22 protein-coding genes and 1 tRNA gene are annotated in these 22,338 nt (G+C 70.0%); 7 read left to right on the top strand and 16 right to left on the bottom strand.

What is annotated here, in order from left to right; genetic code table 11:
- Positions 1-293: 293 nt before the first annotated feature.
- From C5708_RS18955 to C5708_RS18945, 3 genes are read left to right on the top strand one after another with little or no spacing between them, the layout of a single operon-like run.
- Positions 294-1,706, top strand: coding sequence for a circularly permuted type 2 ATP-grasp protein (locus tag C5708_RS18955; RefSeq protein ID WP_242923557.1), 1,413 nt, complete (start codon positions 294-296; stop codon positions 1,704-1,706).
- Positions 1,703-2,653 (top strand): alpha-E domain-containing protein, encoded by a 951-nt coding sequence (locus C5708_RS18950; RefSeq protein ID WP_242923529.1) that lies wholly within the window; start codon positions 1,703-1,705, stop codon positions 2,651-2,653. The genes C5708_RS18955 and C5708_RS18950 overlap by 4 nt, the downstream gene beginning before the upstream one ends.
- A gap of 10 nt (positions 2,654-2,663) precedes the next feature.
- Positions 2,664-3,638, top strand: coding sequence for a transglutaminase family protein (locus tag C5708_RS18945; protein WP_242923528.1), 975 nt, complete (start codon positions 2,664-2,666; stop codon positions 3,636-3,638).
- A gap of 9 nt (positions 3,639-3,647) precedes the next feature.
- Here C5708_RS18945 and C5708_RS18940 read toward each other — a convergent pair whose 3' ends face one another.
- The 5 genes from C5708_RS18940 to cysT form a co-directional block, all read right to left on the bottom strand.
- Positions 3,648-5,315: a pilus assembly protein TadG-related protein gene (locus C5708_RS18940; RefSeq protein ID WP_242923526.1), complete on the bottom strand. Its 1,668-nt coding sequence runs from the start codon at positions 5,313-5,315 to the stop codon at positions 3,648-3,650.
- Entirely contained in the window at positions 5,315-5,743 is a 429-nt protein-coding gene (locus C5708_RS18935) for a TadE/TadG family type IV pilus assembly protein (protein WP_278254062.1), read from the bottom strand. The genes C5708_RS18940 and C5708_RS18935 overlap by 1 nt, the downstream gene beginning before the upstream one ends.
- A gap of 318 nt (positions 5,744-6,061) precedes the next feature.
- The gene (locus C5708_RS18930) at positions 6,062-7,096 is read right to left on the bottom strand and encodes a sulfate/molybdate ABC transporter ATP-binding protein (protein WP_242923523.1); all 1,035 of its coding nucleotides are present in this window, start codon (positions 7,094-7,096) and stop codon (positions 6,062-6,064) included.
- Between the two features lie 19 nt (positions 7,097-7,115).
- Positions 7,116-7,994, bottom strand: a complete 879-nt coding sequence (gene cysW / locus C5708_RS18925; RefSeq protein ID WP_242923521.1) for a sulfate ABC transporter permease subunit CysW — start codon at positions 7,992-7,994, stop codon at positions 7,116-7,118.
- Positions 7,991-8,878: a sulfate ABC transporter permease subunit CysT gene (gene cysT, locus C5708_RS18920; protein ID WP_242923519.1), complete on the bottom strand. Its 888-nt coding sequence runs from the start codon at positions 8,876-8,878 to the stop codon at positions 7,991-7,993. The genes cysW and cysT overlap by 4 nt, the downstream gene beginning before the upstream one ends.
- Positions 8,879-9,196: 318 nt before the next feature.
- On the opposite strand from cysT, the gene C5708_RS18915 reads away from it, so the two are divergent.
- A complete protein-coding gene (locus tag C5708_RS18915; RefSeq protein WP_242923517.1) occupies positions 9,197-10,174 on the top strand; it encodes a hypothetical protein in 978 nt (325 codons plus the stop codon).
- A 51-nt stretch (positions 10,175-10,225) separates the two neighbouring features.
- Here the strand turns inward: C5708_RS18915 and C5708_RS18910 are convergent.
- A tRNA-Lys gene (locus C5708_RS18910) sits at positions 10,226-10,300 on the bottom strand.
- Positions 10,301-10,553: 253 nt separating this feature from the next.
- On the opposite strand from C5708_RS18910, the gene C5708_RS18905 reads away from it, so the two are divergent.
- Positions 10,554-11,195: a hypothetical protein gene (locus tag C5708_RS18905; protein ID WP_242923516.1), complete on the top strand. Its 642-nt coding sequence runs from the start codon at positions 10,554-10,556 to the stop codon at positions 11,193-11,195.
- On the opposite strand, the gene tgt is transcribed toward C5708_RS18905, so the two are convergent.
- The 5 genes from tgt to C5708_RS18880 form a co-directional block, all read right to left on the bottom strand.
- The gene (tgt, locus tag C5708_RS18900; RefSeq protein ID WP_242923515.1) at positions 11,185-12,309 is read right to left on the bottom strand and encodes a tRNA guanosine(34) transglycosylase Tgt; all 1,125 of its coding nucleotides are present in this window, start codon (positions 12,307-12,309) and stop codon (positions 11,185-11,187) included. The genes C5708_RS18905 and tgt overlap by 11 nt on opposite strands.
- Complete coding sequence (gene queA, locus C5708_RS18895; RefSeq protein WP_242923514.1) at positions 12,309-13,403, bottom strand: tRNA preQ1(34) S-adenosylmethionine ribosyltransferase-isomerase QueA; 1,095 nt, start codon at positions 13,401-13,403, stop codon at positions 12,309-12,311. The genes tgt and queA overlap by 1 nt, the downstream gene beginning before the upstream one ends.
- A gap of 102 nt (positions 13,404-13,505) precedes the next feature.
- Entirely contained in the window at positions 13,506-13,973 is a 468-nt protein-coding gene (locus tag C5708_RS18890) for a peptidylprolyl isomerase (RefSeq protein WP_242923513.1), read from the bottom strand.
- A gap of 126 nt (positions 13,974-14,099) precedes the next feature.
- A complete protein-coding gene (locus C5708_RS18885) occupies positions 14,100-14,501 on the bottom strand; it encodes a GFA family protein (protein WP_242923512.1) in 402 nt (133 codons plus the stop codon).
- A 49-nt stretch (positions 14,502-14,550) separates the two neighbouring features.
- Positions 14,551-14,889 (bottom strand): hypothetical protein, encoded by a 339-nt coding sequence (locus C5708_RS18880; RefSeq protein ID WP_242923511.1) that lies wholly within the window; start codon positions 14,887-14,889, stop codon positions 14,551-14,553.
- Positions 14,890-15,086: 197 nt separating this feature from the next.
- Between C5708_RS18880 and C5708_RS18875 the strand changes: the two genes are divergently transcribed.
- Positions 15,087-15,536 carry a carboxymuconolactone decarboxylase family protein gene (locus C5708_RS18875; RefSeq protein WP_242923510.1) on the top strand — a complete coding sequence of 150 codons (450 nt, stop codon included), beginning with the start codon at positions 15,087-15,089 and terminating at the stop codon, positions 15,534-15,536.
- 16 nt (positions 15,537-15,552) lie between these two features.
- Here the strand turns inward: C5708_RS18875 and C5708_RS18870 are convergent, their stop codons facing one another.
- From C5708_RS18870 to gyrA, 4 genes are all read right to left on the bottom strand, one after another.
- Positions 15,553-16,377 (bottom strand): peptidylprolyl isomerase, encoded by an 825-nt coding sequence (locus C5708_RS18870; RefSeq protein ID WP_242923555.1) that lies wholly within the window; start codon positions 16,375-16,377, stop codon positions 15,553-15,555.
- Positions 16,378-16,418: 41 nt separating this feature from the next.
- Positions 16,419-17,285, bottom strand: coding sequence for a peptidylprolyl isomerase (locus tag C5708_RS18865; RefSeq protein ID WP_242923508.1), 867 nt, complete (start codon positions 17,283-17,285; stop codon positions 16,419-16,421).
- A gap of 86 nt (positions 17,286-17,371) precedes the next feature.
- On the bottom strand, positions 17,372-17,866 hold the full coding sequence (coaD, locus tag C5708_RS18860; protein WP_242923506.1) for a pantetheine-phosphate adenylyltransferase: 495 nt from the start codon (positions 17,864-17,866) through the stop codon (positions 17,372-17,374).
- A gap of 46 nt (positions 17,867-17,912) precedes the next feature.
- Positions 17,913-20,657 carry a DNA gyrase subunit A gene (gene gyrA, locus C5708_RS18855; RefSeq protein WP_347567036.1) on the bottom strand — a complete coding sequence of 915 codons (2,745 nt, stop codon included), beginning with the start codon at positions 20,655-20,657 and terminating at the stop codon, positions 17,913-17,915.
- A 173-nt stretch (positions 20,658-20,830) separates the two neighbouring features.
- On the opposite strand from gyrA, the gene C5708_RS18850 reads away from it, so the two are divergent.
- Positions 20,831-21,388, top strand: a complete 558-nt coding sequence (locus C5708_RS18850) for a superoxide dismutase family protein (RefSeq protein WP_242923504.1) — start codon at positions 20,831-20,833, stop codon at positions 21,386-21,388.
- On the opposite strand, the gene C5708_RS18845 is transcribed toward C5708_RS18850, so the two are convergent.
- Complete coding sequence (locus C5708_RS18845; protein ID WP_242923502.1) at positions 21,381-22,295, bottom strand: DMT family transporter; 915 nt, start codon at positions 22,293-22,295, stop codon at positions 21,381-21,383. The two genes, C5708_RS18850 and C5708_RS18845, sit on opposite strands and share 8 nt — an antisense overlap.
- Positions 22,296-22,338: the final 43 nt, after the last annotated feature.

Raw genomic sequence — 22,338 nt, 5'->3', positions numbered from 1 at the left:
CCGGTCCCCAGTCCTCGTTTAGCCGCGCCTCTTGACTCTGTCACGACCAAGCTGTCGACCTTCGGTTGATCGGCGCCTATTTTGTGGGCGCCGGGCCTGCGACGGCCCCCGAGAAGCCTTGAAACCCCTTCCCGTTCCGAACGCTTAGTCTCTGATGGCCAGGCCGCCCCGCCTGGTTGGCGGCGCAGCGCGGGGGTTTCGTGAACAAGCCCAAAATACAAGACGCCGACGCCGTCCCCGCCCCTCAACTGTTTCCGACCGCCGCCTACGCGCCCGGGCGGGCCTATGACGAGATGTTCGCGGCCGACGGCGGCGTGCGGCCGCACTACGCCGCCCTGCACGACCGGATGGCCACCCTCACCAGCGCCGAGCTGGCCGAACGCCAGCGCATGCTGGAGCAGCTGTTCCTGCTGCAGGGCATCACCTTCACCGTCTACGGAGCCGACGCCGCCACCGAGCGGATCATCCCCACCGATCTCTTTCCGCGAATCATCCCGGCGAAGGAATGGGCGCAGATCGAGGCCGGACTGACCCAGCGGCTGACCGCCCTCAACCTGTTCCTCGCCGATGTCTATGGCGACCAGAAGATCCTGATGGACGGCGTCGTGCCGCGCGAACTGGTGCTGGGCGCGCCGTCGTACCGGCGCGAGATGCGCGGCCTGTTCGTGCCGCACAAGGCCTATGTCAACGTCTGCGGCAGCGACCTGATCCGCGGCGAGGACGGCCGCTTCGCGGTGCTGGAGGACAACCTGCGCGTCCCGTCCGGCGTGTCTTACATGCTGGCCAACCGCGACGCCTCCAAGCGCACCTTCCCGGCGACGTTCAAGGCGGCCGGCGTCCGCCCGGTCGAGCGCTATCCCGACCTGCTGCTGGCCACGCTCAAGAGCCTGGCCGCCGACTGGCGGCCCAGCCCGCAGGTCGTGGTCCTGACCCCCGGCGTCTACAACTCGGCCTATTACGAGCACGCCTATCTCGCCCGGCTGATGGGCGCGCCGCTGGTCGAGGGACGCGACCTCGTGGTGCACGACAACATGGTCTACATGCGCACCACCACCGGCCTGCGGCGGGTGGACGTGATCTATCGCCGCGTCGACGACGACTTCATCGACCCGCTCACCTTCCGCCGCGATTCTGGGCTGGGCGCGGCCGGGCTGTTCAACGCCTATCGGGCCGGCAACGTGGTCATCGCCAACGCCCCCGGCGCCGGGGTCGCCGACGACAAGGCGGTCTACGCCTACGTGCCCGACATCATCCGCTACTATCTGGCGGAGGAGCCGATCCTGCCCAATGTCGAGACCTATCTGTGCCGCGAGCCGGCCCAGCTCGACCACGTCCTCGCCAACCTGGACAAGCTGGTGGTCAAGGCAGTCGGCGAATCCGGCGGCTACGGCATGCTGATCGGCGTCCACGCCAGCGCCGCCGAGCGCGAGGCCTTCGCCGAGCGGCTGCGCGCCGCCCCCGACAACTACATCGCCCAGCCCACCGTGCAGCTGTCGACCGCGCCCTGCCTGACCGGCGGACGCATCGAGCCGCGCCATGTCGACCTGCGCCCGTTCATCCTCTGCGGCGAGCACACCGTGGTCACGCCCGGCGCCCTGACGCGGGTGGCGCTCCGGCGCGGCTCGCTGGTGGTCAACTCCAGCCAGGGCGGCGGCTCGAAGGACACTTGGGTGCTGCACGACGACGGCGGGGAGCCCCCGCCATGATGCTCGCCCGCGTCGCCGACAGCCTCTACTGGATCGGCCGCTACATCGAGCGGGCCGAGCACATCAGCCGGCTGTCGAACGTCATGCTGACGGCCAGCCTGGAGCAGAGCGAGGCCGCCGCCGAGGCCGCGCACATGGCCCTGGCCGCCGTCGGCGATCCCGACGAGCACTTGGCCGGCCGCACCCCGTTCGAGGCGGTGCGAGCCATGGTGTTCGACCGCGACGACCTCGGCTCGGTGGTCAGTTCGCTGGCCAGGGGCCGAGAAAACGCCCGCCAGGTCCGCGACCAGATCACCACCGAGACCTGGGAGCGGCTGAACATGCTGTACCTGCGGATCATCGATCCGCAGGCCGAGGCTGAGTTCGACCGGGGCCAGTCCGCCTTTCTCCACGACGTCGTCGCCGACCTTCACCTGTTCAAGGGCGCGGCCGACGCCACCATGAGCCATGGCGAAGGCTGGCGGTTCCTGCTGCTGGGGGTCTATCTGGAGCGGGCGCAGCTGATCGGCCGGCTGCTCGACGTCTGTTTCGGCGAGGCCGCCGGCGGCAAGCCTTTGCAGGACCACCTGGCGCAGATGAGCCTGCTGCGCATGGCCTGCGCGCTGGAGCCCTATCTGCGCGCCTACACCGCCGACCTGCAGCCGCGGTTCATCCTGGAGTTCCTGCTGTTCGACGAGGACTTCCCCCACTCGGTGCGCTTCGCCGCCGCCCAGATCGAAACCCACCTGCTGCGCCTCGGCCGGCACGCCGAAGCCGCCGCCCACGCCGGGCCCGAGCGGCTGGCGGGACGCCTGAACGCCCGGCTCGCCTTCGCCGATCCCAAGGAGCTGACGGCCTCGGGCGCCGGCCCCTTGCTGCGCACGGTCAGCGACGAGTGCGCCCGCATCCACCAGGGCGTCTACGAGACCTTCGTCGCCTACCCGCTCGAACAACGACTGCCCGCCTAGCGAGACCGCCATGCTGCTGGAGATCCGCCACCTCACCGAGTACCACTACGCCGAGCCGGTGCGCGAAAGCGTCATGGAGCTGTGGATGCAGCCCCAGAAGGCCGGCAGCCAGCGCCTGATCACCTTCGAACTGGACCTCGCCCCGGCCGCGCAGCTGTTCTCCTACGCCGACGCCTACGGCAACGCCGTCTATCACTTCGACGTGCCGCAGCCGCACGAGCGCCTGACGGTGCAGGCGCGCTCGGCGGTCGAGACCTTCCCCCACCCGCCGCTGCCCGAGGCGCTGGACCGGGGCGAGTGGGACCGGCTGCGCAGCGAGTTCGTCCAGGGCGACTGCTTCGACTTCCTGCGCCAGCAGGGCTTCGCCGCGCCGACCGAGGCGTTGCGCGGCTTCATGCGGCGGCACGACGTCGACGCCCTGCGCCGCCTCGACCCGCTGTCGGCGGCGCACGCCCTGGCGCGGCGCATCTACGACGCCTTCGAATACCAGCCCGGCGTCACCGAGGCCGACAGCCCCATCGACCAGGCCCTGGCGGCCGGGCGCGGCGTCTGCCAGGACTTCGCGCACATCATGATCGCGATCTGCCGGCTGTGGGGCGTGCCGGCCCGCTACGTGTCGGGCTACCTGTTCACCGACCGCTCCGAGGGCGGCGACCGCTCCGATCCCGACGCCACCCACGCCTGGGTGGAGGTGTTCCTGCCGTCGCTGCGCTGGGTCGGCTTCGACCCGACCAACAACGTCCTGGCCGGCGAGCGGCACGTGGCGGTGGCGGTCGGCCGCGACTATGGCGACGTGCCGCCCTCGCGCGGGGTCTACAAGGGCGAGGCCGAGAGCCAGCTGCTGGTCGAGGTCTCGGTCCGCCGCGCCCGCACCGCCGTCGCCGAGCCGGAGTTCCTGCGCGTGGCCCGGCCGACCTTCGCCGCCGAGGGCCGCAGGCGGGCGGCGGCGCTGTTCCGCGACCAGCAGCAGCAACAGCAGCAATAACGCCGCAGGTCAGGCGACCAGGGCGGCGTCCTGGCAGCGCAGGCCGTTCACCTTGACGTCGGCCTGCCCCAGATGGACCCCGAGCAGGCTGGTCAGGGCGCTGACCACGCCGTCCAGCGGCGCGGCGACCGGCGCCAGGGTCGCGCCCAGGGCGGACACGATGGGGCCGACGCCGATGTTGAGGCCGAGCAGGCTGACGTTCAGGCTGATGTTGCTGAGCAGGGACGAGACCACCCCTTGCAGCAGGTCGTTGGACGACACCGTCTTGATCGTCCCCGCGTCGATGTCCGCCTGGCTGAAGGTGACGTTCTGCCAGGTCACCCCGCCCAGATTGACCTGGGCCTGGGCGGTGGCCTGCAGGATCAGCAGGTTGAGCAGCATGGCCGGATTGACCGTCATCGGCTTGGTGAAGTCGTTGATCTTGGTCACGTCGATCTGGCCGATGGCCGCCTGGCCGATGCTGGGCTTGACCGCCAGGGTGGCCGAGCGCGAGCCGCTGGTGCAGTTGATCGCCGCCAGCTTGGCCTGGCCGGAAGCGGCCTCGACGAAGATCGGCAGGTTGATCAGCCCGGCGCCCGTGCCGTTCAGGGCGCTGCCGGACGGCAGCACCTGGGCGTTGATGTAGAGGCGGGTCTGGGCGGTGCTGACCACCACGGTGTTCTTGTCGGTGATGGCGATCCAGGGGGAGTTGTTCGGCGGCTCGCCGATCCCCAGCCAGACGTCGACATTGGCCAGGCCGCCGACGTTGGCGCCCAGGGTCAGCTTCACCTGACGCCCGCCCTCCGACAGGGTCAGGATGGCGTTGGCCATGTCGAGGGCGCTGAGTTTGATGTCGGCGCCGGAGCCGCCGGCGATATGGTCCTGCTGGGCGTAGGGGCCAAGGCTGATGATCTTGTTGAGGTCGGCCGGGATGAGGTCGCCGGCGGCGTTGGCGATCTGACGCACCGCCAGGGCGGCCGAATCCTGGCCGTTGGTGTTCAGCAGGTCCGACAGCACCTTGAGCGCGCGGCCGGTGGTGACGTTCGAGTTCAGCACCGTGTCGTACGAGACGCCGACCAGCTTCAGGTCGGCCCGCAGGGCGTCGATGTACTGGAAGAGGTTGATGTTGGTGTTGGCCAGCTGGTTGTAGTCCATCACCGACAGGTTGATCTGGCTGCCGGTCAGGGCACTCAGCAGCGAGTTGGCGACGCCGCCTTGCAGCGACAGCAGCCGCGTGCCGATCGAGAAGCTGGCCAGCTGGGCGCTGGCGGCCGTGGCGGTGCGGCTGATGTCGATCTGCGGCTTGCCGAGGATGGCGGCGCCGAAGAACAGGTCGGCCTTGCTGTTCACCGTCACGCGGGCGGCGTTGGGCGAGGCGGCGTTGGCCTGGAAACGTTGGGCCGCCGGCACGGTGCGGTCGGGCGTGTAGACGCCCGTCACCACGTTGACCATGACGTTGGAGCCCAGGGCGTTGGCCGCGGCCGTCGCCTGGGCCGCCGCCGTGGCGTTCGGTAGGTCGCGGGCGGCGGCGAGGGCCGCGAGGTCGGCCGCGCCCTGCAGCTTGCGGCTTTGCAGGAACACCGAACCCAGATCCACCGCCAGGGCGGCGCAGACCAGGATCAACACGCAGGAGACGGCGGCGATCACCGAGACCGCGCCGCGCCGGTCCTGCGCGAAACGATGCAGCCATCGACGCATCAGTAGCCTCCCAACTGGATGACGGCTGACCTCTGGATGGTCGTGGCCGGCATCGGGACCAGCTTGGTCAGCGCCCAGAACGGCGAACCGGAGGCGTCGTAGGAGATCTGTACGGTGAGGGATTGCGGCTGGCTGTTGACGCTGACCTTGGCCGCCTTAGCGTTCAGATAGGCGTAGCTGGTCATCTCGTTCTGCAGCACGCCCTGGGCCAGCGTCTGCCGCTCGTTGGCGTCCAGGCCGGCCACCGCCACGCGCGCGGCGTCGTTGGCGATCTGCTGGAGCGCGTGGGCGAGCCAGAAATATCCGCCGTACGAGATAATCCCGGACAACAGCACTAGAAACAGTGGGCCGACGATCGCGAATTCGACCGCGGCGGTCCCGTCATTGCGAGAAAGCCAAGCCCCAAACCACCGCCTCAGGACGATCATTCAAGATCTCCCATGTTGCGCCTTAGGCCTGAACTCTACCCATATTAGAAAAACATCCCGTTAATTCAGAACGGGCTTCTGCCAAAATTACTACCGAAGGTGTCGTAATCTATTTGACGTACCATAGTTGGTGACAGAATACGCGCAGATCAGCGCTCAATACTTACAGAAGAAGTATGAGTTTCCATTGGCGCGCCGCATCACGGCTCCGCGCCTGCAGTCGGTGTTCCTTCGCGCATACGCGCGCCGACCCTCGCACGATAACGCGGTCAGCGTATATTTCCCGTTAAACGGGAAGCGATAAATTGTCGCAACCGTTCAGGCGTCCGGGAACACGTGCGCGTGGTCGGCGGCCAGCCGCAGGGTCGAGCGCACCTCGACCCCGCCCAGGTCCTTGCGCGCGAAGCTGGCCTCGATGCGCTGCCCGTCGGCCGTGCGCCCCTCGATGACGCCGACAGGGCCCTGGACCGTCAGGCGGTCCACGGTCACCTCGAAGCCGCGTCCTGGCTCGGCCAGGGCGAGCTGATGCGGCCGCACGAACGCCGTCGCCGCCCCGTCGCGGACGCCCTCCGCCGCCAGAACGACGGGACCGCTGGCGAAGCGCGCCCCCTCCACCCGCCCCTCGAAGCGGTTGGCCTCGCCCACGAAGCCGCAGACGAAGGGGCTGGCCGGACGGTCATGGACCTCGTCGGGCGTTCCCACCTGCTCGATGCGGCCGGCGTTGAGGATGGCCACGCGGTCAGCCAGCTCCAGCGCCTCCTCCTGGTCGTGAGTGACGAAGATGGTGGTGACGCCGGTGGCGTCGTGGATGCGCCGCAGCTCGCGGCGCAGCGACTTGCGGACCGTGGCGTCGAGGGCGCCGAACGGTTCGTCCAGCAGCAGCACCCGCGGCGAAACGGCCAGCGCCCGGGCCAAGGCGACCCGCTGGCGCTGCCCCCCCGACAGCTGCGAGGGAAAGCGCCGGCCCAGCCCGCCCAGTTCGACCAAGCCGAGCAGTTCGTCGACCCGGGCGGCGATCTCCGGCCGCGACGGCCGCTCGCGGCGCTTGCGCACGTCCAGGCCGAACGCGACGTTCTTGGCCACCGTCATGTGCTTGAACAGCGCGTACTGCTGGAACACGAAGCCGACCCGCCGGGCGGCGGCGTTGAGATAGGTGACGTCCTCGTCTTCGAACAGCACCTGCCCCCGGTCGGGGAACTCCAGGCCGGCGATGACGCGCAGCAGGGTGGTCTTGCCCGAGCCCGACGGCCCGAGCAGGGCCAGCAGCTCGCCGTCGCGAATGTCGAGGCTGACGCTGTTGAGCGCCGGATAGCGCCCGAACCGCTTGTCCACCGATCGGATAGAGATGGTCATGAACGGGATCGTCTCCGGATCAGTGCGGCGCGCCGGGCCGGACGTGGTTGGCGGCGTGGACCTGCGGCTGGACGATCTCGAGGATCGACTTGAGCACCAGCGTCACGATGGCCAGCAGGCAAAGCAGCGCCGCCACGGCGAAGGCGCCGACGAAATCGTACTCGTTGTAGAGGATCTCGACGTGCAGCGGCATGGTGTTGGTCAGGCCGCGGATGTGGCCCGAGACCACCGACACCGCGCCGAACTCGCCCATGGCCCGGGCGTTGCACAGCAGCACGCCGTACAGCAGCCCCCAGCGGATGTTCGGCGTGGTGACCCGCCAGAAGGTGGTCAGCCCGCCCGCCCCCATCGAAACGGCGGCCTGCTCCTCGTCGGAGCCTTGCTCCTGCATCAGCGGGATCAGTTCGCGGGCGACGAAGGGAAAGGTGACGAACACGGTCGCCAGCACGATGCCCGGCACGGCGAAGATGATCTTGACGTCGTGGTCGAGCAGCGTCTCGCCGAACCAGCCCTGAGCGCCGAACACCAGCACGTAGATCAGGCCGGCGACGACGGGCGACACCGAGAACGGCAGGTCGATCAGGGTGATCAGCAGCGCCTTGCCGGGAAAGTCGTGCTTAGCCACCGCCCAAGAGGCGCAAAGGCCGAACAGGGCGTTGAACGGCACGGCTATGGCGGCGGTCAGCAGGGTCAGCTTGACGGCCGCCAGGGCGTCCGGCGTCGAGACGGCGGCCAGGGCGGCCCCCGCCCCCTTGCGCAGCGCCTCGGCGAACACCGCGCCCAGCGGCAGGATCAGGACGGCGGCCAGGAAGACCAGGACGACGCCGAGCACCAGCACGCGGATCCACAGCGGGTCCTCGGTGGCCCGGCGGGCGTTACGGGTGACGGGCGCGGTCAAACGAACCTCCTCGCCCAGGCCTGGATGGCGTTGATGACCAGCAACATCAGGAACGAAACGCCCAGCATCACCACGGCGATCGTCGCGGCGGCCCCGTACTGGTACTGCTCCAGCTGGATGATGATCAGCAGGGGCGCGATCTCAGACTTGAACGGCATGTTGCCGGCGATGAAGATCACCGAGCCGTACTCGCCGACCCCGCGCGCGAAGGCCATGGCGAAACCGGTCAGCCAAGCGGGCGCCAGGGCCGGCAGGATCACCCGGCCGATGATCGACAGCCGCCCGGCGCCGAGGCTGGCGGCGGCCTCCTCGACGTCGGCGGCCAGGTCGCGCAGCACCGGCTCCAGCGTGCGGACCACGAAGGGCAGGCCGATGAAGGTCAGGGCGATGACGACGCCGACCGGATTGTAGGCCGCCTTGATCCCGACCATCGCCAGCTTGGCCCCGACCCAGCCGGTGGGGGCGTAGAGCGAGGCCAGGGCGATGCCGGCCACCGCCGTCGGCAGGGCGAACGGCAGGTCGACCACGGCGTTGATCACCGCCTTGCCGGGAAACTCATAACGCACGAGGGCCCAGGCGGTCAGGGCGCCGAACAGGCCGTTGACCACCGCCGCGACCAGCGAGGCCCCAAAGGAAAGCTGATAGGCCCGCAGCGCCCGCTCCGAGAAGGCGGCCGCCAGGAAGCCGTCGAAACCCAGCCCCGCCGACTTGATCGCCACCGCCGACAGCGGAATCAGCACGATCACCGACAGGATCGTCAGGGTCACGCCCATGGTCAGGCCGAACCCGGGGATCGCCGTCCTGCGCCGGAACAGCGGCGGACGGGCGGGCGGGCGGGGCTGAGGCCGGCCGTCGGCGGCTGCGGTTGGAGACGATACGCTCATGGATGGATTACGCGGCGGCCTGCGGCTGTCCGGGCGCGGGACGCCCCGCGCGCTGCATCATTGGCCGCATTCGATCTCCTCGCCGCCGCCCGTTTGAAAGCGCGCCGATAATTCCTACCGGCCAAGGGGGGTCAATCTAGATTTTCCTGCGTCGACGCCCAGAAAAACTGGCCGATGACGACCAGTTGAGGGCGACGGCCCGGCGGGCGTCAAGTCACACCGCCGTGCGCCGGTCTTGCCGAGCCGTCGAACATGACCACGGCTTCATTTGACCATGCCTTCGCCGGCGGCGATCAATCCATGAATTCGGGAGGCGTCATGCCCGCCAAAACATCCGTCCTGGCCCTGGCCTTGGCCGCCGCCCTGGCCGCCGGACGCGCCCTCGCCGCCCCGGCCCCGCCGGCCGCGCTGACGGTGGTCGCCGACGACGTCGACCGTTTCTGGACGGCCTACGACGCCGCGCGCGCGACGCAGGACCCGGCTGAGCAGCGCGAGCGCTTTCAGCGCCTCTATATCGATCCCGGCACGCCGGGCCTGCGCGCCTTCATGCAGGCCAAGGGCTACACGGCCCAGTCCTATGTCGACGCCGTCCGCGCCTATCCGCGCTTCTGGGAGACCGCGCGTCCGCGAACCGCGCGGGTGAAGGGCCTCCTCCCCCGGCTCCAGCCCGGCCTGGACCGCTTTCGCGCCCTCTATCCCGCGCTTCGGCCGGCGACGGTCTATTTCGAGATCGGCGCGCTGAAGTCGAGCGGAACCACCCTGGACGACAAGGTGCTGATCGGCGCCGAGATGGCGACCGGCGACGACGGCGTCGACGTCTCCGAGACGCCGGAACGGCTGCGCGTCGCCCTGACCCGCTACTTCGCCGCCCGCCCCTTCGACGACATCGACGTCCTGGTCATGCACGAGTTGACGCACACGCAGGAGCGCGGCGAGCGTCGCACCTTGTTGGCCCAGGCGCTGTACGAAGGCGTCGCCGACTTCGTCGCCGAGCGGACGACCGGACGCCTGCCCGCCCTGCCCTATGTCGCCTACGGCCCCGCCCATGCGGACGCGATCAGGACGGCGTTCGCGCGGGACATGATGGCCAGCGACTACGGCGCCTGGCTCTACAGCAACGCCGACAATCCGTTCGGCGTCCGCGACCTGGGCTACTATGTCGGCTACGCGATCTGCGAGGGCTATTACCGGCGGGCCAAGGACAAGCAGGAGGCCGTCCGCGCGATGATCGAACTGGACTTCTCCGACCAGGACGCGGTGCGGCGCTTCGTCGATGCGTCCGGATACTTCGGCTAGGCGGGGCTTAGCCGCCCGCAGGCGGGAGCTCGTTCAGACATCCCGAAGGATTGGTAGGCCGGCTGGGACTCGAACCCAGGACCATTCGATTAAAAGTCGAATGCTCTACCACTGAGCTACCGGCCCGCTCATGAAGAACCGCGTGAATCGGCCCTTGGAGAGCGGCGCGGACCATAGTCGCAGCGTCCCGCCCCGGCAACCGGCTAATCTCGGGCCGGAGCAAGCCGCCGCCCCCGCCGTCGGACCTTTCGCCGCAGCCGCCGCGCCGATGACGCCCAGGCCGGCCGGGCTTAGAATGGCGCCTGGCGTTGCGGCCCCTCGTCCGACCCCGCATGTGCGAGGCCACGCGGCGTGCGCAACCATCCTGGAGCCGGGCTCCATGCGGACGATCGCGGCCTGTCTGTACGCGCTTGTGATCGGCGGCTGCGCCAGCCAGACCGTCCAGCAGGGCGCGCACGCCGCCCATACCGCGGGCGACACGGCCAGGGACGGGGTCGGCGGCGCCGTGGCCGCGCCCCTGCACGACATCAACGTGCTGCGCACCAAGATCCCGCCGGCCCTGCTGGCCGCCCGCGACGCGCCCTACGCCCGGCCGAAATCGATGAGCTGTGCGGCCCTGGCCGACGAGATCGGGCCGCTGGACGCCGCCCTTGGCGCCGACCTCGACCGTCCGAAGCCGGCCAGGGACGCCGACGCCGTCGATCGCGACGCCCTGGCGGCCGGCGGCCTCGCGGTCGACGCCATGAAGGGCGCGGCCGAGGGCCTGATCCCGTTCCGGGGCTGGGTGCGCCGGCTGACCGGCGCGGAGCGCCACGACAAGCTGGTGCGGCAGGCGGTCTCGGCGGGGACCGTGCGCCGCGCCTATCTGAAGGGCGTCGGGCTGTCGAAGGGCTGCAAGCCGCCGTCGGCGCCCGCGAACGAAGCCCTGGCCGCCGTCCCCGCGCCGCATCCGGACAAGACGCCCCCCGCCGCCGTGACGACGGTCGCGCCCGCCCCGCCGCCCGGTCCGCCTAGTCGTTGACGCCCGCCAGGTGCCGGGCGCGGAAATCGCGCCGGAACGCCTCGAACCGGCCGTCGGCCACCGCCGCGCGCATGGCCGCCGTCAGCGCCTGGAAGAAGGCGATGTTGTGCCAGGACAGCAGCACCTGGCCCAGGATCTCCTCGGCCTTCACCAGATGGTGCAGATAGGCCTTGGAATAGCCGCGGCTGGCCGGGCAATCGCTATCCGGGTCCAGCGGCGTGTCGTCCTCGGCGAAGCGCGCGCCCTTGAGGTTGATCGGCCCGTCCCAGGTCCAGGCCTGACCATGGCGGCCCGACCGGGTCGGCAGCACGCAGTCGAACATGTCGACGCCCCGCGCCACCGCCTCGACGAGGTCGATCGGCTTGCCGACGCCCATCAGATAGCGCGGCCGGTCGGCCGGCAGCAGAGCCGGCGCGTAGTCCAGCACCTCGCACATCGCCTCGTGCCCCTCGCCCACGGCCAGGCCGCCGAGGGCGTAGCCGTCGAAGCCGGTCTCGATCAGCCGTTCGGACGATTCCCTGCGCAGGTTCGGGAAGGTCGAGCCCTGCTGGATGCCGAACAGGGCCTGGGTATCACGCTGACCGAACGCCGCTTTGGACCGCGCGCCCCAGCGGGCCGACAGCTCCATCGCCTCGCGCGCCCGCTTCTCCTCGGCCGGCCAGGACACGCACTCGTCGAGCTGCATGACGATGTCGCTGCCCAGGAGGTCGGCCTGGATCTGGATCGACCGCTCCGGCGACAGCACGTGGCGCGAGCCGTCGATATGGCTGGCGAAGGTGACGGCGTCCTCGGTGACCTTGCTGATCTTGGACAGCGACATGACCTGGAAGCCGCCGCTGTCGGTCAGGATCGGCTTGTCCCAGCGCATGAACCGATGCAGGCCGCCCAGCCGCGCCACCCGCTCGGCCCCGGGGCGCAGCATCAGGTGATAGGTGTTGCCCAGGATGATGTCGGCGCCGGTCTGCTTGACCTGATCGACGGTCAAAGCCTTGACCGTGCCGGCGGTGCCGACCGGCATGAAGGCGGGGGTGCGGATGTCGCCGCGCGGCGTCGACAGCACGCCGGTGCGCGCCGCGCCGTCGGTCGCGTTGATCTTGAACGGAAAGGAAGCCATCAGGCCGCCGCGAATAGCAGGGAAGCGTCGCCATAGGAATAGAAGCGATAGCCGCCCTCGATGGCGTGGCGATAGGCTTCGCGCATGGTCTCCATCCCGGCGAAGGCGCTGACCAGCATGAACAGGGTCGACTTCGGCAGGTGGAAGTTGGTCATCAGCATGTCGGCGGCCCGGAACCGGTAGCCGGGGGTGATGAAGATCGCGGTCTCGTCGGCGAACGGCCGGATCACCCGGTCCTCGCCCGCCGCGCTCTCCAGAAGCCGCGCCGAGGTGGTGCCGACGCAGACGATCCGGCCGCCAGCCGCGCGCACGGCGTTGAGGGCCTCGGCGGTCTTCGCGCTCACCTCGCCGAACTCGGCGTGCATGCGGTGCTCGGCCACCACCTCGGTCTTGACCGGCAGGAAGGTGCCGGCGCCGACATGCAGGGTGACGAAGTGCAGCGACACGCCCTTGGCCTTCAACCGCTCCAGCAGGTCGGGCGTGAAGTGCAGGCCGGCGGTGGGCGCGGCGACCGAGCCGTCCTCGCGGGCGTAGACGGTCTGGTAGTCGCTGCGGTCGCGCTCGTCCTCGCCCCGCTTGGCGGCGATATAGGGCGGCAGCGGCATCAGGCCGTGCTCGGCGATGGCCATGTCGAGGTCGGGACCGGCGAGGTCGAACGACAGCACCACCTCGCCGCCCTCGCCCTTCTCGGCCACGACGGCGTCGAGGGCGTTGAGCAGGCAGGCGCGATCGGTGGTCCCGGCGAAGGCGACCCGGTCGCCGACCTTGAGCCGCTTGCCGGGCTTCATGAAGGCGGACCAGCTGCTCGGCGACAGGCGTCGATGCAGGGTGGCCTCGACCGCCACCGGCGAGCCGTCGCCGCCGCCTTCCGTGCGGCCGGCGCGCAGGCCGTTCAGCCGGGCCGGGATCACCCGCGTGTCGTTGAACACCAGGGCGTCGCCGGGACGCAGGAAGTCCGGCAGTTCGCGGACGACGTGGTCCTGAGGCGTCGCGCCGGGACGCACCACCAGGAGACGCGCCGCGTCGCGCGGCTCGGCCGGGCGCAGGGCGATGCGGTCGTCGGGAAGATCGAAGTCGAATTCGGAAAGCTGCATCGGGTCAGTTCAACGCCGTCCTGGCGCAAGCCGACGGCCGGCGCGGCGTCTCGCCCCGAGGGCGAGGGCCGACGCCGCCGTCATGCGCGCGGCTTCGCCGGGTCAGGCGTCGGCGGCGACCCGCATCGAGACGATCTTGCCCGGCTCGCGCGGCGGCTCGCCCTTGGGCAGCGCATCGATCAGGTCCATGCCTTCGACCACTTCGCCCCACACGGTGTACTGGCGGTCGAGGAAGGTGGCGTCGTCGAAGCAGATGAAGAACTGGCTGTTGGCCGAGTTGGGGTTCGGCGTGCGGGCCATCGAGCAGACGCCGCGCACGTGGGGTTCGTCGTTGAACTCGGCCTTGAGGTTCGGCTTTTCCGAGCCGCCGGAGCCGGTGCCGGTCGGGTCGCCGCCCTGGGCCATGAAGCCGGGGATGACGCGGTGGAAGACCACGCCGTCATAGAAGCCTTCGCGCGACAGCTCCTTGATGCGCTCGACGTGGCCGGGGGCCAGGTCGGGACGCAGGCGGATCGTCACCGGGCCGCCTTCAAGGGTCATGATCAGGGTGTTTTCGGGATCGGCGGCCATGGGTCGGCTCTCCATTCTGGATCGTTGGCAGGCGTTCTAGACCGGACGCCCGCCGGCTGGAACCCCGGGGCTCGAGTTTTCCGGCAACGGGGCCGCGCCTAGGGCCTTTCCTTTAGAACCAAGGATTTAGAACCACAGATCGCGAACGCAGCGCCCATCGCGCGGCAGGTCGTCGAAGGTGTCGAGGCCGTCGAAGTGATCGATGGGAAGATCGGCCACGGCCTCGGGATCGGCCAGGCGCAGATTGACCGCCATGCGACGGCGTCCTTCCGCGTCGATCCGCAGGCCGCGCCAGCACAGGACGCAGCCGCAGGTCGGGCAGAAGCGGATTTCGAGGGCGGGGTCGGCCTTGCCCTGGCGGACATAGGCCGAGGCCTCGCCGTCGAGGCGCATGCGTCCGCCCTCGTAGTCATAGGCCCAGAGCGCCCCATAGCGGCGGCAGAGCGTGCAGTTGCACGCCGTGGCGGGACCTGGGTCGCCTTCGATGATCCAGCGGCAGGCCCCGCAGTGGCAGGCTCCCGTCAGCATCGCCCCCTCCTTTCGCGCTCGCCCGCTCCGTCCGGGGCCGGCGGACCGCTCAGCCCGCCGGAATCGGCAGTTGCTCGACCACCTCGACGCTGTCGCCAGGGAAGATGGCGAAGTGGGGATGGTCAACGAACATCGCGGCGGCGGCGTCGATGGTCTCGGCGCGCACGACCACATAGCCGGTGACGGCGTTGCGGAAATCGGCGACGCCCGCCGGCGATATCTTCTTGGTGCGGCCGAGCGGGCCGCCGGTCTCGACCACGGCGTCGGCGTGCTGGCGCATCCAGGCGCCCCAGGCGGCGATGCCGGCGCTCTTGGTCTCGTCGCTGAGGTCCGGGATCGCCGCCGCCATGTTCGGCGAGCCCATGTAAAGGGCCAGGAAGGTCTTCATCGTCTTGCTCCCTCATCGAGGCCGCCGTCCATCATCGGCGATCGCGGCGCTCGAGCCAAGGACGCCCCGGCGCGGCCGGCGCCGACAAAACGCGGCGCGGAAAATCCGCGCCTCGCCGCCGGCCGATGTCACACCGCCCGCGCCCGCCTCGTCCTTGTCGTGACGGCCGCCCCGCCCCGGCCGCAAGACAAACGAGGATGACCATGCAAGCCCGTCTCGACGCCCACGCCGTCGCTCCCGAAGCCTTCAAGCCGATGATGGCGCTGGAGGCGCATGTCCGCGCCTCGGGGCTGGAGCATTCGCTGCTGCACCTGATCAAGACCCGCGCCTCGCAACTGAACGGCTGCGCCTATTGCGTCGACATGCACGCCAAGGAGGCCCGCGCCGACGGCGAGACCGAGCAGCGGCTGTACATGCTCAGCGCCTGGCGGGAATCGCCGGTGTACAGCGCGCGCGAGCGCGCCGCCCTGGCCTGGACCGAGGCCCTGACCCTGCTGGCCGAAAGCCACGCGCCCGACGAGGTCTATGAGGCGGTCACGGCCCAGTTCTCGCAGGCCGAGGTGGTCAACCTGACCCTGGCCATAGCCACGATCAACGCCTGGAACCGCTTCGGGGTCGGCTTCCGCCTGGTCCACCCGGTCGCCTAGGCGCGACGCGGCGCGCCTACTTCACCCGGACCGGAACTTCGATGTCGCAGACCGAGAAGTCGGCGCCCCTGGCCGCGCGGGCCTTGGCCGCCAAGGCCGCGAAGGCGGCGCCCCGCGGATCGAGCACTTCGATCCGCGGGCGCTCGCCGGCCGGGATGTCGGCCAGGACACGGACCTTGAGCATCCTGTCCTGCGGCGCCGCCACCGGCTCGCCGGTCTTGATCGCCCGGACCACGTCGAGGCCGAAGATCACCCGTCCGAAGGCGGTGTAGCGTTTGTCCAGCGACGGATAGGCCTGCCGCATCAGGAAGAACTGGCTGTTGGCGGTGTCGGGCCCCTCGTCGCGCGCCATGCCGAGCACGCCGGGGCAGTAGGTTCCCCAGGCCGCGACCTTGTGGTCGGCGGTCATCGACGCGTAGTCCCAGCCCTGGCTGACCGCCGGCATCGGCCCGACAAAGCCGAGATCGGCCCCCATGGGATGGGCGAAGGCGACGAAACCGCTGTCGGTGCCGCGCCGCCAGGTGAACTCGCCCTTGAGGTCGGGCTTGTCGGAACCGCCCTCGCCGGTGTCCTTGGGATCGCCGGTCTGGGCCATGAACCGGTCGATCACGCGAAAGAACGTCCGCCCGTCGTAGAAGCCGGCGCGAGCCAGGGCGCGCAGGCGCTCGACATGGGCGGGCGCCGCCTCGGGAACCATCTCGACCAGCACCCGGCCCTTGTCGGTGTCGACGACCAGCACGTTCTGCGGGTCGGGCGCGCGCCAGTCCGCCGTCGCCGTCGCGGCCGCGGCCGCCGCCAGGGCCGGGCTGGAAAGGCCGGGCCCCAGCAGGCCAAGCGCCATCGCGCCGACCCCCGCGAGACCGGCGGCGACGGCCCGCCGCATCACTTCACCTGCGCGGGCAGGTCGACGTCGCAAACGCTGAAGCCGTCGCCCTTGGCGTGCTTCGCCGCCTCGACCAACTGCCTGAAATAGGCGCTGCGCGTATCCAGCACCTGGACCTTGGGGCGTTCCTTCTCGGGGATGTCGGCCAGCAGGCGCACCTGGACCATCTTGTCCTGCGGCTGCGGAACCGGCTCGCCGGCCTTGATCTTGCGCACCACGTCGAGCCCCGAGATCACCCGGCCCCAGACCGTGTAGTTGCGCTCCAGCTGCTGGCTGAAGCCGCGCATCAGGAAGAACTGGCTGTTGGCCGAGCCGGGCGCCTGGGCGCGGGCCATGCCGGCGACGCCCGGGCAGAACACGCCCCAGGCCTGCACCTCGCCCGTCGCCGTCAGGGCCATCAGCGCCGAGGGCTGGCTGCGGGCCGGGACCGAGCCGACGAAGCCGCTCTCCAGCGCGCCGGCCGCGCCGACCGGGACGAAGGGGGTGGCCGCGCCGCGCTTGAAGGCGAACTCCGGCTCCAGATCGGGCAGCTTGGAGCCGCCCTCGCCGGTGTTCTGCGGATCGCCGGTCTGGTCCATGAAATCTTCGATGACCCGGAAGAAGGTCAGGCCGTCGTAGAAATGCTGGCGGGTCAGTTCCTGGATGCGGGCGACGTGGTTGGGCGCCAGCTCCGGCGACAGCTCGACGACGATGCGGCCCTGGTTGGTGTCGATCACCAGCAGGTTCTGCGGATCGGGCGAGCGCCAGTCCGCCGCCGAGGGGCCGGCGGCGGCGGCGGACGGCGGCGCGGACGCCTTCTTGGGCGCGGCCTGGGCCGACGAGGCCGCCGCCAGGACGGCGGCGGTCAACAGCAGGGCGGATCGCATGAACAAAGCTGGTCCTTGAGGCAGGAGAGGAAGACGATAGGCGGCCCGTTGCCGCACGCTGAAGGCGTTTTTGCGGCCCCGGCCGATCAGCTCTTGCGGGCTTTCTGCAACAGCCGCGCCTGCACGCCGGGCGAGACGAACTTGGCGACGTCGCCGCCCAGCTGGACGATCTCCTTGACCAGCCGCGAGGCGATGGCCTGGTGCCGGGGATCGGCCATCAGGAACACGGTCTCGATCTCGCGGTCGAGCTGCTGGTTCATGGCGGTCATCTGGAATTCGTATTCGAAGTCGGCCACCGCCCGCAGGCCGCGGATGATCATCTGGGCGCCGACCTCGCGGGCGGTGTGCATCAGGAGGTTGTCGAACGGGTGGACCACGATCTCGGCCCGGGACCGCAGATGCGCCGTCTCTTCCTCGATGATCGCCACCCGCTCTTCCAGCGAGAACAGCGGCCCCTTGCCGCGGTTGATGGCGACGCCGATCACCAGCTTGTCGACCAGCTTCACGGCGCGGCCGATGATGTCCATGTGGCCGTTGGTGATCGGGTCGAACGTTCCCGGATAAAGACCGACGCGCGTCATGTGCCTCCCCCGTCTGCGCCGCAGCAACGTTTGGACGAGACGCGGCCTATGCGCCGTCTTGCTCGCCCTCTTGCTCATCGCCTTCCGCTTCCGCAAGGCGTTCGACCGAAACGACGTGTTCGTCCTCGGCCGTGCGGAAGATGGTTACGCCACTTGTATTTCGCGCTGCAACACGGATTTGCGCGACGGGGCACCGTATCAACTGCCCCGCGTCGGTCACCAGGAGAATCTCGTCGCCGTCCTCGACCGGGAACGAAGCCGCCAGGCGGCCGCCCTTCTTGGACAGGTCGTGAGCCAGCATGCCCTGGCCGCCCCGGCCGGTGCGCCGATAGCCATAGGCCGACGTGCGCTTGCCGAAGCCCTCGGTGGAGACGGTGAGGATGAACTCCTCGGCCCCGCCCAGCTCGCCGATGCGCTCGGGGCTGAGGGCGGCCTCGCCGGCTTCCTCCTCGCCCTCGCCTTCGTCGGGAACGGCGGCCTCGTCGACCTCCTCGCCCGACGCCGCGCGCATGGCGTTGGCGTGCTTGAGATAGGCGGCCCGCTCGGCCGGCGTCGCATCGACGCCGTGCAGGATGGCCATCGAGATGACGCTGTCGCCGTCGGCCAGGCGCACGCCGCGCACGCCGGTGGACTCGCGGCCGGCGAACACCCGCACGTCGGTGACGGCGAAGCGAATGCAGCGGCCCAGCGCCGTGGTCAGCAGCACGTCGTTGTCGTTGGTGCACAGGCCGACGCCGATGATCGAGTCGCCCTCATCCAGCTTCATGGCGATCTTGCCGGCCCGGTTGATCTGGGCGAAGTCGGACAGCTTGTTGCGGCGGACATTGCCCGACCGGGTGGCGAACATCACGTCCAGCCGGTCCCACGTCGCTTCGTCCTCGGGCAGCGGCAGGATCGAGGTGATGCTGTCGCCCGGCTCGATCGGCAGGATGTTGACCCAGGCCTTGCCGCGCGATGTCGGCGTGCCCAGCGGCAGGCGCCAGACCTTGAGCTTGTAGACCTTGCCCACCGACGAGAAGAACAGCACCGGCGCATGGGTCGAGGCCGAGAAGACGCGGGTGACGGCGTCCTCGTCCTTGGTCGACATGCCCGAGCGGCCCTTGCCGCCGCGATGCTGGGTCCGGTAGGTGGCCAGCGCCGTGCGCTTCACATAGCCGCCGTGCGTGACGGTGATGACCATGTCCTCGCGGGCGATCAGGTCCTCGTCCTCGACGTCGGCGTCGCCCTCGACGATCTGGGTCCGCCGCGGAACGGCGAAGGTCTCGCGCACCTCGATCAGCTCGTCGCGGACGATCCGCATGATGTTGTCGCGCGACGACAGGATCTCGAGATAGCCGGCGATGGCCTTGGCCAGCTCCTCGGCCTCGCCGAAAATCTCGTCGCGGCCAAGGCCGGTCAGGCGGGCCAGGGTCAGGGCCAGGATGGCGCGCGCCTGCTCGTCGGTCAGGCGGATGCGCTCGCCTTCGACCAGCACCGTGCGCGGATCGGCGATGAGGTCCACCAGGGGCATCATGTCGCCGGCCGGCCAGTCGCGGTTCACCAGGCGCTCGCGCGCCTCGGCCGGGTCCTTGGACGAACGGATGATCTGGATGAACTCGTCGATATTGGCGACGGCGATGGCCAGACCGACCAGCACATGGCCGCGGTCGCGGGCCTTGCCCAGCTCGAACTTGGTCCGCCGGACCACCACCTCTTCGCGGAACTCGACGAAGCAGTCGATCAGCTGGCGCAGGCCCATCTGCTCGGGCCGGCCGCGGTTCAGGGCCAGCATGTTGACCCCGAACGAGGTCTGCAGCGGGGTGAAGCGGTAGAGCTGGTTGAGCAGCACCTCGGCCGAGGCGTCGCGCTTCAGCTCGATGACGATGCGCATGCCGACGCGGTCGCTCTCGTCGCGCAGGTCGGCGACGCCCTCGATGCGCTTTTCCCGCACCAGCTCGGCCACGCGCTCGACGAGGCTGGCCTTGTTCACCTGGTAGGGGATCGAGTCGATGATGATCGCCTCGCGGTCCTTGCGGATCTCCTCGATCCGCGCGGTGCCGCGCATGACCACCGAGCCGCGGCCGCTCATCAGGGCGTTGCGTGCGCCGGTGCGGCCGATGATCTCGCCGCCGGTCGGGAAGTCCGGTCCCGGCACGAGGTCGAGCAGGTCGTCCAGGCCGACCTCGGGGTCGTCGATCACCGCCACGCAGGCGTCGACCACTTCGCCCAGATTGTGCGGCGGGATGTTGGTGGCCATGCCGACGGCGATGCCGCCGGCGCCGTTGACGAGCAGGTTCGGAATCCGCGCCGGCAGGACGACCGGCTCCAGTTCCTTGCCGTCGTAATTGTCCTGGAAGTCGACGGTGTCGCGGTCGATATCGGCCAGCAGCGCCGTCGCCGCCTTGGTCATGCGGCTTTCGGTGTAACGCATGGCGGCCGGCGGGTCGCCGTCCACCGAGCCGAAGTTGCCCTGGCCGTCGACCAGCAGCAGGCCCATCGAGAACTGCTGGGCCATGCGCACCAAGGCGTCATAGACCGACTGGTCCCCGTGCGGGTGCAGACGACCGATGACGTCGCCGACCACGCGGGCGGACTTCGAGTACGACTTGTCGGGCGTCATGCCCAGGTCGTTCATCGAATAGAGGATGCGCCGGTGGACCGGCTTCAGCCCGTCGCGCGCGTCCGGCAGGGCGCGGCTGACGATCACGCTCATGGCGTAGTCGAGGTACGAACGCCTCAGTTCGTCCTCGATGGCGATGGGGGCGACGCCGCGTCCAGGGACGCCGTCGGGGCGGCCGTCGCCCGGGGGAATGGTCGTGTCGTCTGTCACTGAACTTTACGGGAGAATTCTGGGGGCGGAATCGACATCGATTGCTCTTCGACGTTGTTAGCACCCCCGACGGCCCAGCGCAAAAATACTGACGCGGCCGCTTGCCTGACGGCGACAAAGGGCCAAGCTTGCGTGCTTTCGCAAGGAGTCCGCCGATGTCATCCGTCCTGAAATCAGCCGCGTTCGGCCTGATCGCCGCCGGGCTCGCCGCCGCCACCGCCGCCCTGGCCGCCGATCCGGCCCCCGCGCCCGTCCCGGCCGGGGCGACCGCCGAGATCAAGGGCCCGGACGGCGCCCGCCTCGGAACCGCGACCTTCCGGGAAGGCCCGACCGGCGTGCTGGCCCGCGTCGAGGTCAAGGGCCTGCCGCCCGGCTGGCACGGCATGCACTTCCACGAAAAGGGCGACTGCTCCGACCCTAAGTTCATGAACTCGGGCGCGCACATGAACCACGCCGACGCCAAGGTCCCGCACGGCCTGCTCAACCCCAAGGGCCCGGACTACGGCGACCTGCCCAACCTCTATGTCGCGGCCGACGGCTCGGGCGTCGGCGAGGTGTTTTCCAGCCTGATCTCCCTAAAGGGCGAAGGCGGCCGTCCCGCCCTGCTCGCCCCCGGCGGCCGCGCCCTGGTCATCCACGCCAGCCCCGACGACCACGCCGCCCAGCCGATCGGCGGGGCCGGGGCCCGCATCGCCTGCGGCGTGATCAGGTGACGTCCGCCGTCGCCGGGGCGCTGCGCGCGGAGCCCCGGCGTTCGGACAGGGCCACCAGGGCGACGCCGGCCATGGTCGACAGGCCGCCGACCACCACGTGCACGGTCAGGCGGTCGCCCAGGAACAGCGCGCCGATGGCGCAGGTGACCAGGGGGCTGAGCAGGAAATAGCCGGCCACCCGCCCGGCCTCGCGTCGCTGGACCAACCAGAACATCAGGCCGGTGGCGAAGACGCTGGAGGCCAGGCCGGCGAACGCCACCGCCGCCCAGGCGAGCGGCGGCGCGGCGGCGATACGCTGGCCCAGATGCGGTTCGAACACGGCCGAGGCGCCCAGCAAGGCCGGGGCGGCGGCCAGGGCGGTCAGCCCCTGCAGCTTGAACGGCTTGATCCCCGAGGTCTTGCGGACCAGCACCGTGCCCAGGGCCCAGATGGCGCTGGCGACCGCGCCGACGCCGATGGCCTTGAGGTCGCGCGCCGCCCCGCCGCCCAGGGTCATCCACAAGACCCCCATGAAGGCGATGGCCATGCCGGCGGCCGCGGGCAGGCTCATGCGCTCGCCCAGCAGCAGCCAGCCGAACGCCGCCGTGAACGGAATCCACAGCTGCAGCGCCACGGCCAGCGGGCTGAGGTCGTGGGCCAGGGCGAAGCCGGTGTAGAGCACGCCGAAGTGAAGCGGCCCCAGCAGCAGCACGATCAGGATCAGGGCGCGCGGGTTGGGGAACGGCGGGCGGATGAACGGCGCCAGCACCGCCAGGGTCAGGGCGAACCGCGCCCCCGCCACGAACAACGGCGGCAAAAGCTGCGTCGCCACCTTGGCCGCCGCGTTGTTGACGCCCCAGACGGTGACGATGGCGACGATGGCCGCCCATTCGACGGGCGTCAGGCTGGAACGCGAGGAGTCGGACATGGCCAGCCTATAGCAGCCGGCCCGGCCTCCCCGCCGGCCTTAT

Origin of the sequence: Caulobacter sp. CCUG 60055, assembly GCF_022750545.1 — a bacterium.
GTDB lineage: Bacteria > Pseudomonadota > Alphaproteobacteria > Caulobacterales > Caulobacteraceae > PUIC01.
The sequence above is the reverse complement of the archived record's forward strand: the minus strand, read 5'-3'. Positions and strand labels throughout refer to the sequence as shown.